Source organism: Halocatena marina, assembly GCF_023276375.1.
Classification (GTDB): Archaea; Halobacteriota; Halobacteria; order Halobacteriales; family Haloarculaceae; genus Halocatena; species Halocatena marina.
Genome location: NZ_JALLPK010000001.1, coordinates 3,531,752 through 3,544,587, shown reverse-complemented (window position 1 = coordinate 3,544,587; position 12,836 = coordinate 3,531,752). Strand labels below are relative to the sequence as shown.

Genomic DNA, 12,836 nt, shown 5'->3' with positions numbered 1-12,836 from the left:
GGATTAAGTATTACCTCACAAAGATACATTACAGTATCCGTTGGTAAAGTGGTATATCATGGCACGTAACACTCGAATTACTCGAAGAAGTGTATTGAAGGGAGTCGGAACTGCCAGTGTCGTTAGCCTCTCAGGTTGTCTCGGCATGGGTGGGAACGGGTCCAGCGAGAAAGCAGAAGTGCTTCACGGATGGACAGGTGGAGACGGGCAGGACGCAGTCAACAACCTCATTGACGGGTTCAAGAAGCAGTATCCAGACGTTGACGCTAACTTCAACGCTATTGGTGGTGGTGGGAACACCAACCTTGACACCACCATCTCCAAGCGCGCCCAGAATCGGAACTTGCCGAGTTCGTGGGCCGACTGGCCGGGTGCGAATCTCGTTCAGTTTTCCGAATCCGATCTTCTCGGTGATATTGGGGACGTTTGGAAGAAGAATGGGATGGAGTCAGCCTATTCGAAGGAGGCAAAACGGCTCTCACGGCTCAAAGGATCGACCGTTGGGGAGGGCTCTTATGCGGCGGTGCCGATCGGCTCACACCGTCTCAACGACCTCTTCTACAACGTCAAGGTGTTAGAGAAGGCTGGCGTCGATCCCACATCACTCTCGAAGCCCGCAGACCTGCTGAACGCGATGAAGCAAGTCGAGAACAAGACGGACGCGGTCGGCATGGCACAGGGCCAGAAAGCACCGTGGACGACCCTCCAACTGTGGGCCGTCGTTCTGCTCGGCCAGTCGGGATACGACGCGTACATGAACTTCATCGACGGGAAGGGCAAAGCCAAAGACGTTCGGTCGGCGTTCGAGACGGTCAAGCAGTACTCCAATCATTTCAACAAGAATGCCTCGACCGCTGACTTCACGACCGCGAACCAGAAAATTATGAACGGTGAGGCGGCGTTCATCCATCAAGGGAACTGGGTCGCTGGTGCGTACCGCAATCAGGAGAACTTCGAGTACGACAAAGACTGGGGAGCAGTCAGCTTCCCCGGTACCGAAGGCATCTATACGCTGCATTTCGACTCGTTCCCCTTCCCGGCCGACGGACCGGCTCCAGATGCGGCCAAGAAGTTCCTCGAATACGTCGGGACGAAAGACGCACAGGTGCGCTTTAACAAGTTCAAGGGATCGATCCCACCGCGCACTGACGTGCCAACGAAGGAGTTTGGCCCGTACCTCACGAAAACGATCGAGGACTACACGAATGCCAAACAAAAGCCACCGACGATCGCTCACGGACTCGCCGTCACCTCGAACGTGCTGAGTGACTTAGAGACGGTCATCAACGATGAATTCCTCGGCTCGGGGAACATCAAAACAGCCACTCAGGGAATGCTCGATGCGGTTTCAAAGCAAGGCTAGCCGCACTGCACTCCCTACGTAATGAAATTATCAATACAGAACGTGAAACGACGACTGTTCACCAGTAGCGAAAACGAAACACGAACAGACGGCGGAACGACCGTTCCAGCAGATGCAGAACCGAGTCCCGGTTCAGATTCAGATACTGATCCACAGGAAACGCAGTCCTCTGGCGGATTTGGCTCGTCGTTCGACAGCGAGTTCGTTCAGTCGCTGCCGTTTTGGCTTCCGCCGTTCCTGCTGATGGGGTTTTTCGTATACGGTGCCATCGGTTGGAATCTCCTCATTTCACTCACCGATCTCAGTGGCTACGCGCTTCCAGACTACTCGACGCTCGATTTCGAGCAGTACACGCGTGCGTTTAGCAGTCCAGAGTTCCTCAGTGCCGCTCAGAACACTGTGGCGTTGCTGGTTGCGTTCACACTCACGAGTGTTGCCGTCGGATTGGCGCTTGCAATCCTCATTGACCGCCAGATCCGCTTCGAAGACGGCTTTCGGACGATATACCTGCTACCGTTCAGCCTCTCGTTCGTGGTGACTGCTCAACTCTGGCTGTGGATGTACGATTACAACAACGGAATCGTGAACATGGTCTTCCGTTCGGGCGGCATCAGCCCGCCGGATTGGATCGGGAATCCGCAATTCGTCCTCGGAGCGGTGATCTTCGCGCTCGTCTGGCAGTTCAGTGGCTATGCGATGGTGGTCTTTCTCGCAGGACTGCAGACGATTCCGGACGAACACTTCGAAGCTGCGCGGATCGACGGTGCGAGCACCGTTCGAATGTACTGGCGAGTCATCATCCCACAACTCCGTGGGTCGATGATCAGCGCGCTCGTGGTGTTGATGATCGTCGCGCTGAAAACGTTCGATTTCCTGTATGCATTGTTCGGCCAGTATCAACCGAAGAAAGGATCCGATATTCTCGCTACGCTCATGGTCAGAGAAGCATTCAGCAATAATAATTTGGCCTACGGGTCGGCAATTTCGATCCTTCTTTTCGTGATGGCATTGGGCGTGATCGGCCCGTACTTGTATTCACAGTATCGACGAGGTGAGTTATGACCGACAGCGAACACGATAGCAACGAAAGCGAACGATCGGAATCGACCGTAAGCGAATCGCCGCAAACGGCTGGCGTAACAGAGAGCGAACCGGGAGAATCGACTATGCAAGATCTTCGTGGTTCGATCGGATACTGGCGCATCACGCTCTACGCGGTGCTCGCATTGTTGGTCGGATTCTTCCTCATTCCAATCGAGGCGGGGCTCGTTACCTCGTTCAAAACGACCGAAGCAGTCACACGAACCGCGCCGTATCTGCCACCGGGGCCGGGTGGATTCACGCTCCAGAACTGGGTTGCGGCGTTCGATGCGCTTTCGAACGGACTGGTCAACAGCCTGCTGCTCGCTATCCCTGGGACGATTCTGTCGGCGACATTGGGGAGTCTTGCGGCCTACGGATTGACACAGGTGAGCTGGCGCGGCCAACTGCCGGTACTTCTGTTGTTCGTCGCTGCCGTCTTCATCCCGTATCAGGCGGTGTTGGTACCTCTCTCGAAGTTCTGGACCGTGTACGTTCCGCTACAAGAACTATTTCCGATCTTGGCGCAACATCACGCGACGCTCCTCGAACTGATAATCACGGACACGGCGTACGGAATTCCGATCTGTACAGTGCTGTTTCGAGGATACTACATGGGCCTTTCCGGAGAGATGATCGAGGCGGCCAAGCTCGACGGCGCAAGCGTCGCAACGATCTACCGTCGAATCGTCCTGCCGTTGTCGGGGCCGATGTTCGCTGTGACGTTCATCTTCCAGTTCACCCAGATTTGGAACGACCTGCTGTTCCCACTGATCCTCGTTCCGGGGGCAAGTTCGCAAGCGGCACCGGTGACGCTCTCACTGGTCGGTCTTGGGGAAACACTCTCTGGGACTGACTATGGACTACGAATGGCTGGTGCGTTCATCACCGCGCTGCCAACGTTACTCGTGTTCATCCTGTTCGGAGACCAGTTCGCCCGAGGAATCGCCGGGAGATCGTGACAGAGAAACACCTAATTCAACATATCATAGCATATTAACACGACATGATCGAAGAACATGACTGAATTCAAACATTCACACAGTGGAGGACAGATAGATGGCTGAACTGACACTCGATGGCGTTACGAAACGATTCGGTGACGGTGATGGTAGTATCGTCGCTGTCGATGACACTTCGATCGACATCGACGACGGGGAGTTTTTGGTACTCGTTGGGCCATCGGGATGTGGAAAGTCGACGACGCTCCGGATGATCGCTGGGTTAGAAACGATCACCGAGGGCGAGATTGTTCTCGATGGACGCGTAATCAACACCGAGCAACCGAAAGACCGGGACATTGCAATGGTGTTCCAGTCGTACGCGCTATACCCTCACATGACAGCTCAGGAGAACATGAGCTTCGGGTTAGAGGAGTCGACAGATCTGGCCGACGCAGAGATCAAAGAGCGCGTCGAGGAAGCCGCGGCAACAATGGGAATCGGAGAGCTGCTGGATCGAAAACCTTCGGAGCTGTCCGGCGGACAACAGCAACGGATTGCGCTCGGACGAGCCATCGTCCGCGATCCGTCTGTCTTTTTACTCGACGAGCCGCTTTCGAATCTCGATGCAAAGCTGCGCTCTCAGATGCGCACAGAGCTCCAACGTCTCCAAGACGACCTCGGTGTCACGACGGTCTATGTGACACACGATCAGACAGAAGCGATGACGATGGGCGATCGAATCGCTATCCTCGACGATGGGCATCTTCAGCAGGTTGGAACACCCCTCGAATGTTATCACGAGCCCGCGAACCGCTTTGTTGCTGATTTCATCGGTGAACCGTCGATGAATTTCTTCGAAGTAGAACGACAGGATTCGACCCTTGTGAACGATCAGTTCGAGTATCCCCTCTCTGAGGAGACGATTGCTGAACTGGAATCGAGTGAGACTGATACGACGAAGCTTACGCTCGGGATCCGTCCTGAAGACATCGATCTCGTCGATGCGCCCGAAACCGCACACGATTTCGAGGCAGTCGTCGATGTCGTCGAACCAAGAGGCGACGAAAACAGCATCTATCTTACCTTCGCTGATTTCACAGAGAGAGAACCATTCGTGGCGAGTGTTCACGGATTGCGAACGATCGACAACGATCAATCGATCGTTGCGCGCATTCCCGAATCCAGTATCCACCTGTTCGACCAGGAGACTGGTCGGGCAGTGCGAAACCGTCGGTTGGAAGCATCCGAAGTGACCGAGCCACAGTTGTAGCTCGTTCTCTGATTGCTGTTGCTATTGTCGCGGCGATTCGTAGCGATTCGATAGACTAGTTCTTATCTTCGTACTCATCGGGCGTGTAGGTCTTCAGTTCGAGCGCGTGGATGTCTCGCGTCATGTGCTCTCCGAGGGCGTCGTACACGAGTTGGTGTTGTTGTACGAGCGACTCGCCCTCGAAAGCTGGCGAGACCACGACCGCAGCAAGGTGATCGTCGTCGTGCTCACCGCGCGGATGGGTGACCGTCGCCTCGGCGTCTTCGATTTCCTCCTCGATGAGACGTTTGACGTCTTCCGGAGTCACACGTCCCCCGAAGAGCCGCCACGGAATAGGTTCTTCCATCACCACAGGGTTCACCGGAATCACTGAACCGGAGAGCTCTGTGAATCCACATCGAAGCTCTCGAAGAGACACATCGATCGGCACCAGCCCGAGCTCAATCGTAGATCTGTGCTGTGTACCGTCGTAATAGCGAGCGGGGAACACTCCTGTATTAGAGCACAGCGATCAGCTGCGTGCCAGCAGTCTCTGTTGGAGTCGTTCACGGAGGAGCGTGTGAAGCCGTTGTGCATCGCTGCTGTCGATGTCGTAGGCCGTTGCTCCTCCACCGAGCAGTGTGGCCGAGCTAGCGGTGTCTGCCGTCACGGTTGCGAGACCGAGTCGTCGCTGGAAGATGTTGCTTCGGGTCAACACTGTTTGGAGTCGGTAGTAGGGAACGACCCTCGTCGTTCGCCGCCAGAACCCGTCTCGGAGCACGATGTGGTTCTCGCCAACACAGTAACCGCGGTGTTTCCACTTGTAATGAGCTGCGATGGGGGCAAGCGGGAGGAGCACCGCCGGTGCATACCAGTACGAGAATCCAACAAAGCGAAAGCCAAGATATCCGAGGCCGACGAGTGCAGCAATCAGAAGAAGATAGCGGACTGTGTAACGGCGCCGTGCCAGTTTCGGCGATCGGGTGAACGTCAGCTCTTCGAACGGTTCGATAGCGCGTGCGAGTTTGAGCATGTGTTCTCGGTGAGTGAGCGGGATCGCAGACTCAGTTTCCCCGGATTGGGATTGACCGGGCGCGTATCCTGCCGTCTCTACTGTGAGCCCAGCGTAACCAAGTGGACGAGCGAGGACTGGCTCGGAGATCGTGAGCGTCTGAATCTTTTCTACGGGTATTGTTCCGCTATAGCGGCGCAGCAATCCGCGCTCGTAGACGAGATCGTTGTCGATGCGACGCAGTTCGAAGCCAAAGTATTCGATGAACGTGAACAGCGCGCTTGCGATCCACGCACCGAGGATTGCAAGCGGCAGGCCAACAAGGAAGAGAACGACGATCGCATCGGGCGTGAGTGTTGTTGGAGAAAGTTCCGCCGGTCCACCAAACGGCCGCGAAAGCGTCAGCAAAAGAGAAATGGCGAGATCTTCCCCGAACGGAAGCCCGAGCGGCACGATCAACAGCGCTCCCGGCCGAAGGAATGCGATTGCGAGGAAAGCCAGCTCAGTAAGGCGAAGTTCGAACAGAATCGTAGAGACACTGCCAGCGTCGTCCGACTCCAAGCTTGATTCCTCCAGCGGGCGGTCGGCGCTGTCGGTGGGCTTAGTTACCGCACGCTTTCGGTCTCGAATAGTCGACTGCAGACGGGCCGCTTCTGCCCGGTCGATGAAATTTAGCTCCGCTTCGGTCTCGCCACCACCCGCTGTTTCCAGTCGAACAACAGCGAATCCGAGGAGGCGCTGGATGAATGACTGCGTGACATCAATGTTCTGAATCCTTCGAAATGGAATCTCTCGGTGCTGGCGGTTGAGTACTCCAGACGTGACATCGAACGTATCCTCCGTGAGTTCGTATTCGAACTGGAGGTAGTACGCGATTCCGTATCCGGCACCGAGGATGAATCCAACGGGAAGGAGGACAAAGAGCAGCGAGAATGAGACGAAATCAAACGACTGTCCGATCATCAAGAGGAAAAAAGGGAACAGCGCCCCTCCAATACCACGTCGGAATGCGTTCCAGACCGCGCTCAATGGATGCAGTTTCATACCGCGTCTTCCTCGCTCTCGATTGCGAGCTTCCGGAGTTGGTCTTGAATCTCGTCTGCACGTTCTGTGCGAAGCCCCGGGATGGTCACGTCCGCACCACGCGAGCCAGCGGTGTACACGACGACGCTTGCTAACCCGACGAATCGCTCCACCGGTCCACGCTGCGTATCGACGTGCTGAACGCGGACGTACGGAACAGCAGTCTCGATGCGGGTGACAACACCGCGTTTGAGATAGAGTGAGTCTGCTTGTATCTCGAATCGCCACACTCGATAGCGCAGAAAGACGAACAGGACAGAAAAAGCGGCGACAGAGACGCCCACCACAACGGCGAGCCAGATTCCCACGTCTAAGAGATACCAGTCAACGACAGCGACGACGCTGCCAACAAAAAGCGCGCTGAGGATCGCACCAACGCCCCAGACGATGCGAACGTCCGGATGGAGGGATTCCATACCGTATACTAATCAAACAGACATCATAACGCTGGTGCCTCGTGATTGTCTGTAAATATGAGCTCTGTGTGCGAGACGTGTCGTCCGCTCACTCTGCTAACGATGAGAGGCTGCTGTCAGATTAATTCGACGTAGTCAAAAGAGGACAGTCCAAGCGAGCACTACTCCCGGTCGTTGGACTGTTTGACATCGCCGCTGTAGACGACGCCTCGTTCACCGTCGAGTGTGACCGTCGTCCCGACCGGGAGATCATCGATCGATGCACCACTCACCATTGGAACACCCAGTTCGCGGGCGACAATCGCGGGATAGCCAGTCATTCCCCGTTGTTCGGCGATGATACCACCGATGTTCGAGAGGTTGCCAGTGAATTCAGTGTCGAAGTCTCCGGATGTCGCAATGATCGCACCGTCCTGAATATCGCTCAGATCGCCATCCATCGTGTGGACCACCGGTCCGACGACGGTGCCATCGACGACGCACTGACCGGTGGCGAGCACTTCGCTCGCGACGTGGAGTTTGAGGAGGTTCGTCGTATCCGTTCCGGGCAGACCAGTCATCATACCGGAGAGCACGACGACCGTATCACCACTCTCTACGACAGAGGTATCGAGTGCGGCGTCAACCGCACCTTCGATGACGGCTTGTGCACCGTTTGCCGTGTAGGTCGTTGCACGTGGGAGAATACCGTGCGAGAGAACGAGTTGACGACGGACGCGTTCATCTGGGGCAGCCGCCACGATGGGGACCTCAGGACGATATTTCGCCACTTTCCGGGCCGTGTATCCGGACTCACTCGCAACGACGATGGCACTCGCGCTGGCGTCTCGCGCAAGATACCGCGCTGAGCGTGCAAGCGCATCCGTGCTTGCCCCGTTAGCCGCCGGAATTCGTTGTTCGCGGCGGTCGGCAGCCTCCTCACTTTCCTCAGTCGTGCACACGATCTGACCCATCGTCTCGACGACTCTCACAGGATGATCGCCGACGGCCGTCTCACCCGAGAGCATGACCGCGTCGGCCCCATCGAGGACGGCGTTCGCTACGTCGGACGCCTCTGCTCGCGTCGGTCGAGATGCCGTCACCATTGAATCGAGCATCTCTGTGGCGATGATCACGGGGACGCCCTCGGCCTGACACCGGCGAGCAATGCGTTTTTGGATCATCGGCACTTCCTCGATTGGACATTCGACACCGAGATCGCCGCGAGCGACCATCACACCCGCTGAGACGTCGATAATCGCATCGATGCTCTCGACGGCCTCTGTGCGCTCTATCTTTGCGATGATCGGGATGTCTGCTCCCCGTGTCTCGATTTCTTCTGCAACGGCCATCACATCGTCTGCATTGCGGACGAAGCTCGCAGCGATGAAATCCGCATCGTGCTCGACCGCGATGTCGATCGCAGTGTGGTCGGTCTCGGTGACTACGTTCACGTCGAATCTGAGTTCCGGCGCGACCACGCTCTTGCGACCGCCAAGAACGCCGCCGCTCGTAACTTTCGCTGCGACTGTCTTGTCTTTGGTTTGGTCTCCGTCCGCAGCGGATTCAACGTGTTCGACGACGGCTTCGATGCGTCCATCGTCGAGGAAAATCTCATCACCAGGGGCAGCGTCGGTGATCGCTGTCGAAATCCCGACCGCGTCGGGTGTGGCTGTCTCGCCCGCACTGAATCGAACCGTCGAATCTTCTGTGAGCGTGATTGGTTCATCAAGCGGAGCGGTTCGTACCTCCGGGCCCTGCAGATCCACCAACACAGCGAGCGGTCGGTCGAGTGTCTCCTCGACGGCCCGAACTCGTCGTATGAGTGCTGCCTGCTCCTCGGGCGTGCCGTGGCTCGTGTTAACGCGCGCAATCGCCATTCCAGCGTCAGCGAGGTTCCGAATATCCGCCTGCGTGTTCGAGGCGGGTCCAAGCGTGCAGACGAGCGTAGTGGCGCGCATCCGTTTCACAGAATAACACTCTTTTCGCGGAGCATTGAATGAATCGATGCATCAATGCCCTCTCGACCGATCCCCGACTCCTTAATGCCGCCAAAGGGGATGTCACCGAGTCCGTGGCTCGGCGCACCGTTGATACGGACTGCACCCGCCTCTATCCGATCGGCGACCGACAGCGCGCGATCGTAATCACTGGTGAAGACGCATGCATCCAATCCGAGATCGCTCTCGTTGGCGAGCGCGAGCGCATCCTCTTCATCTGTAATAGTTGTGACTGCGGCAACCGGCCCAAACTGCTCTTCGTGGATAATACGAGCGTCGTGGGGAACATCCGCGAGGAGCGTCGGTTCGTAGTATCGGCCGTCTCGCTCGCCGCCACGGACGAGTTGTGCACCACGGTCGATCGCGTCAGTGACGAGTTCGTCGACCCACTTCGCTTGTGCTTCAGTGATGAGCGGTCCGAAATCCGTCTCTTCGTCGAAGAGATCCCCGTCGACCCACGTGTCCATTTTGGTGTCGATTCGTTCGACCAACTCATCGTGAACGGTCTCGTGAGCGAGGACACGACTGACCGCCGAGCAGCGCTGACCAGCGTACTTCAACGACCCTTTCGCGCACGCTGTTGCAGCGCTATTGAGATCGGCATCCGGGAAAACGATGGCAGGAGCGTTTCCACCGAGTTCCATATGGAGCGTGACCATACCACTCACGCTGGCAACGTGTTCGCCTGCCGGGGAGGAACCGGTCATTGCAACCGTGTTGATGCGTTTATCGCCAGCCAAGATATCGCCGATCTCACTCCCGTGTCCGGGGAGGAAATTGAACGCACCGGTTGGAAGGTCCACGTCGCAGATGACCTCTGCGAGAATTGCAGCACTGATTGGTGTTTTGCTCGATGGAGTGAGCACGACGCTGTTTCCGGCCGCAAGCGCCGGTGCCACCTGCAAAGCAGTCGTACCGAGTGGATAGTTGTACGGCGTGATACACAGCACCGTCCCGACTGGCTCGTGACGGACGATTGCCCGCCATCCTTCGTGGCCGTCGGTCGTTCCCTCGCGGAACTCCCCTTTCAGATGCCGTATTTCTTCGGCTGCCCGGTCGAAACGCTCGGCGGCACTCTCGACCTCACCCCGAGCGCTTGCGATCGGTTTTCCGGCTTCGCGGACGATAACGCGAGCGAGTTCGTCGTGGCGTTCTCGTAACCCATCGGCAATCTCCTCACACCACGTGGCACGCTCGGGAACTGTCGTCTCGCGCATCGGCCGCTTTGCCCGGTCGGCTGCACTCAAGGCCGTCCGAGCGTTATCACCGTCCGCAGCGGCGATCCGTGCAAACGTCCCGCCGTCTGCGCGGTCTGGAACATCGATGTGCTCCTCCGTGGCCTGCCACGTCCCATCGACGTAGAGGTGCTGGTCGTACAGTACTGACTGTGGGTCCATGTTGTATACTCTCATTCCCATCTACAAAAGATTTACTCACATTGTACTAAATAGCTCTATTTTCCATTACCAACACTGATTTTATCGACGAATCGGCCGACAGATCGCCTATACCTCCGATATAGCAAAAATAACAGTACGAGTAAAAGAGCACCTGATGCTAGCAGGGAAATTAATATCTTGATACTATTTATTAGATGAATCCTCAAAATTCATTGAGAAAGGTTTAGTACACCTTCCGTTTAACTGTCATCAATGGCGACTATCGTACGGGCAACCATCCCTGTAGCGGAATTCGCACTCAGCGAGACGCTGAGTGCAGCGCCCGGAGCTGTCTTCGAATGCGAGCGAATCGTCGAGAACGGCGGACAGACCGTCATGCCACTCATTTGGGCACGCGGGACCGAGCGTGAAACGCTAGAAAGCGGACTCGAACGAGATCAGAGCGTCGATCGATTCGAATGCCTCGCTGCATTCGATCACGAATTTCTCTATCGGATGGAGTGGATTGATCAGGTTCGACTTGTGCTCCAGATTCTCACGAACACGAGTGCAACCGTGCTGGACGTCTCTGGTGATAATGAGTACTGGACGCTTCGGATCATGTATCCGTACCGTGATGAGCTCTCTGAGACGAGTGAGTTCTGTGATCAGTACGAACTCTCCTTCGAAGTCGAGCGTGTCCGCGAACTATCGAGTGAGACAGCAGGACGATACGGTCTCACTGACGAACAGTTCGATGCGTTGACGGTCGCATGCGAAGAGGGCTACTTCGACGTCCCACGAAAAGCAGACCTCGGAGATCTTGCCAACGAGATTGGCATTTCTCACCAAGCACTCTCAGAACGCCTTCGGCGTGGTCACGAAGTTCTGATCAAGGAGACGCTCCTCATTGGTTCACGCTCGCAGTTCAGAATCCGATTAGAACCGTAGTTTTTCATTTCGATCGGGAGCATTGGTCGAGAGTCGACGGCTTCGTCATTCGAGTTGATCATGTAGCCCCCAGTCGTGCGCATGGCGTTTTGCCTCGGCGCGCGCTTGTTCGCGGAGTGCCTCGATTCGCTCGGTGTCTTCGAGGAACGACTCCACAGCGTTCAGCTCCTCGGACCGTGATGAACGCTGTTTCGGCTGGGCAGCCACGCGTCGTGTTCGGGCTGCGAGCACCGGATCACCAGCGAGATGGTTTGCGGGCATTTCCGGTGGCACACGCAGTTCCGGTGTATCGTGGATGGTTTCTAACTGATCTGACGAGAGCCCATAGAGATCAAATCGGAATGATCCACCAGTGACGAACTCTGAAAGTGCGTTCGTTCCACCCGTATCGGTGCCAGTATGATAGGCAAGAACCGGGATGCCCACTTCGAACGTAAGAATTCCTTTCTCATTGCTGTTGAATCGGGATGCGTCCTGCGGTTCGAGGACCGCGTACCCGGTCAGACTGCGATCGAGCGCCTCGGTGAGAACGGTCCGAATGTCGGGAACGATACGCGAGCGGAGAAGCTGACCTTGCGGAATAACGAGATCAGTCATGGTGTTTCCGGAATGACTGCACTCCGGAAGCGGTCAGCGACGGCATCGGAGTCACCAGCCTGTACGTCGAGCGTCTGTGCAGCGTCACGATACGCGCTTGCTGGAACCGAGTCGGGCGCGTGAGCTAGTAGTGGTTCGCTCGCTCGTCGGGCAGCCCGTGCCGAATCGCTCTCGGGAACAGTGCCGATCGTCGGTCCATCGAAGTACCGTTTGGCCTTCGATTCTATGGTGTCGATAGCATCGTCGTCTTGCACCCGGTTGAATAAGATGCCCGCAACGCCCGTTCCGTACGATGTGGCGTACTCCTGTACTTTCAGCGCATCCGAGAGCGACGGGATCGTCGGCTGGAGAATGATGACGACCCGGTCTGCAAGCACGATTGGCAAAACAGCGCTTTTGCTCCCGAGTGCGGCGGCGGAATCGAGCAAGAGGACGTCAGTTTCACTCGCAAGAGTGGCGACAGCGTTGCGCAACCGTGTCGGATCAGCGTCCCGAAATCCCGCGAGACTCGTCCCACAGGGAACGACACGCATCCCAAACCGGTCGTAGGTTGCCTCAGAAACCGGAGCGTCGTTCCGGAGCACATCGTGCAGTGTCGTATCCGCGTCCGCGAGTCCCGTATGAAAGAGAAGGTTCGCCATCCCAGTGTCTGCGTCGACAACGGTCACGTCGTACTCCTCGGTGAGCGCCATTCCGAGTGCGAGCGTGCTCGTCGTCTTTCCAGTCCCACCCTTTCCGCTCGCAACTGCGAACGCCTCAACCATTGTCGTGAATCGATTCGCC

At 56.7% G+C, this 12,836-nt stretch carries 12 protein-coding genes; 5 read left to right on the top strand and 7 right to left on the bottom strand.

Going from position 1 to position 12,836, the window contains the following annotated elements; all coding sequences use genetic code 11:
• Window positions 1-58: 58 nt before the first annotated feature.
• From MW898_RS16785 to MW898_RS16770, 4 genes are all read left to right on the top strand, one after another.
• Window positions 59-1,363 (top strand): ABC transporter substrate-binding protein, encoded by a 1,305-nt coding sequence (locus MW898_RS16785; protein WP_248908947.1) that lies wholly within the window; start codon window positions 59-61, stop codon window positions 1,361-1,363.
• 21 nt (window positions 1,364-1,384) lie between these two features.
• Complete coding sequence (locus MW898_RS16780) at window positions 1,385-2,425, top strand: carbohydrate ABC transporter permease (RefSeq protein ID WP_248908945.1); 1,041 nt, start codon at window positions 1,385-1,387, stop codon at window positions 2,423-2,425.
• The gene (locus tag MW898_RS16775) at window positions 2,422-3,405 is read left to right on the top strand and encodes a carbohydrate ABC transporter permease (RefSeq protein ID WP_373689866.1); all 984 of its coding nucleotides are present in this window, start codon (window positions 2,422-2,424) and stop codon (window positions 3,403-3,405) included. The genes MW898_RS16780 and MW898_RS16775 overlap by 4 nt, the downstream gene beginning before the upstream one ends.
• A 97-nt stretch (window positions 3,406-3,502) precedes the next feature.
• Window positions 3,503-4,657, top strand: coding sequence for an ABC transporter ATP-binding protein (locus tag MW898_RS16770; protein ID WP_248908942.1), 1,155 nt, complete (start codon window positions 3,503-3,505; stop codon window positions 4,655-4,657).
• 55 nt (window positions 4,658-4,712) lie between these two features.
• On the opposite strand, the gene MW898_RS16765 is transcribed toward MW898_RS16770, so the two are convergent.
• The 5 genes from MW898_RS16765 to MW898_RS16745 all read right to left on the bottom strand — a co-directional run bounded on the left by MW898_RS16765 (window position 4,713) and on the right by MW898_RS16745 (window position 10,523).
• Entirely contained in the window at window positions 4,713-4,964 is a 252-nt protein-coding gene (locus tag MW898_RS16765; RefSeq protein ID WP_248909797.1) for a BolA family protein, read from the bottom strand.
• A gap of 204 nt (window positions 4,965-5,168) precedes the next feature.
• A complete protein-coding gene (locus MW898_RS16760; protein ID WP_248908940.1) occupies window positions 5,169-6,692 on the bottom strand; it encodes a PH domain-containing protein in 1,524 nt (507 codons plus the stop codon).
• A complete protein-coding gene (locus MW898_RS16755) occupies window positions 6,689-7,147 on the bottom strand; it encodes a PH domain-containing protein (RefSeq protein ID WP_248908938.1) in 459 nt (152 codons plus the stop codon). The genes MW898_RS16760 and MW898_RS16755 overlap by 4 nt, the downstream gene beginning before the upstream one ends.
• A 161-nt stretch (window positions 7,148-7,308) precedes the next feature.
• The gene (gene pyk, locus MW898_RS16750) at window positions 7,309-9,087 is read right to left on the bottom strand and encodes a pyruvate kinase (RefSeq protein WP_248908935.1); all 1,779 of its coding nucleotides are present in this window, start codon (window positions 9,085-9,087) and stop codon (window positions 7,309-7,311) included.
• 5 nt (window positions 9,088-9,092) lie between these two features.
• The gene (locus MW898_RS16745; RefSeq protein WP_264383071.1) at window positions 9,093-10,523 is read right to left on the bottom strand and encodes an aldehyde dehydrogenase family protein; all 1,431 of its coding nucleotides are present in this window, start codon (window positions 10,521-10,523) and stop codon (window positions 9,093-9,095) included.
• Window positions 10,524-10,778: 255 nt separating this feature from the next.
• Between MW898_RS16745 and MW898_RS16740 the strand changes: the two genes are divergently transcribed.
• On the top strand, window positions 10,779-11,456 hold the full coding sequence (locus MW898_RS16740) for a helix-turn-helix domain-containing protein (protein WP_248908932.1): 678 nt from the start codon (window positions 10,779-10,781) through the stop codon (window positions 11,454-11,456).
• Between the two features lie 45 nt (window positions 11,457-11,501).
• On the opposite strand, the gene MW898_RS16735 is transcribed toward MW898_RS16740, so the two are convergent.
• Together MW898_RS16735 and MW898_RS16730 are read right to left on the bottom strand one after the other, a co-directional pair.
• Entirely contained in the window at window positions 11,502-12,053 is a 552-nt protein-coding gene (locus MW898_RS16735) for a DUF8054 family protein (protein ID WP_248908929.1), read from the bottom strand.
• Window positions 12,050-12,817: a nucleotide-binding protein gene (locus tag MW898_RS16730; RefSeq protein WP_248908927.1), complete on the bottom strand. Its 768-nt coding sequence runs from the start codon at window positions 12,815-12,817 to the stop codon at window positions 12,050-12,052. Before MW898_RS16730 ends, MW898_RS16735 begins: the two co-directional genes overlap by 4 nt.
• Window positions 12,818-12,836: the final 19 nt, after the last annotated feature.

Bases quoted from the DNA above. Each gene is read 5' to 3' on its own strand.
- MW898_RS16785 (WP_248908947.1), top strand. From the start codon at position 59: ATGGCACGTAACACTCGAATTACTCGAAGAAGTGTATTGAAGGGAGTC.
- MW898_RS16780 (WP_248908945.1), top strand. From the start codon at position 1,385: ATGAAATTATCAATACAGAACGTGAAACGACGACTGTTCACCAGTAGC.
- MW898_RS16775 (WP_373689866.1), top strand. From the start codon at position 2,422: ATGACCGACAGCGAACACGATAGCAACGAAAGCGAACGATCGGAATCG.
- MW898_RS16770 (WP_248908942.1), top strand. From the start codon at position 3,503: ATGGCTGAACTGACACTCGATGGCGTTACGAAACGATTCGGTGACGGT.
- MW898_RS16760 (WP_248908940.1), bottom strand. From the start codon at position 6,692: ATGAAACTGCATCCATTGAGCGCGGTCTGGAACGCATTCCGACGTGGT.
- MW898_RS16755 (WP_248908938.1), bottom strand. From the start codon at position 7,147: ATGGAATCCCTCCATCCGGACGTTCGCATCGTCTGGGGCGTTGGTGCG.
- pyk (WP_248908935.1), bottom strand. From the start codon at position 9,087: ATGCGCGCCACTACGCTCGTCTGCACGCTTGGACCCGCCTCGAACACG.
- MW898_RS16745 (WP_264383071.1), bottom strand. From the start codon at position 10,523: ATGGACCCACAGTCAGTACTGTACGACCAGCACCTCTACGTCGATGGG.
- MW898_RS16740 (WP_248908932.1), top strand. From the start codon at position 10,779: ATGGCGACTATCGTACGGGCAACCATCCCTGTAGCGGAATTCGCACTC.
- MW898_RS16735 (WP_248908929.1), bottom strand. From the start codon at position 12,053: ATGACTGATCTCGTTATTCCGCAAGGTCAGCTTCTCCGCTCGCGTATC.
- MW898_RS16730 (WP_248908927.1), bottom strand. From the start codon at position 12,817: ATGGTTGAGGCGTTCGCAGTTGCGAGCGGAAAGGGTGGGACTGGAAAG.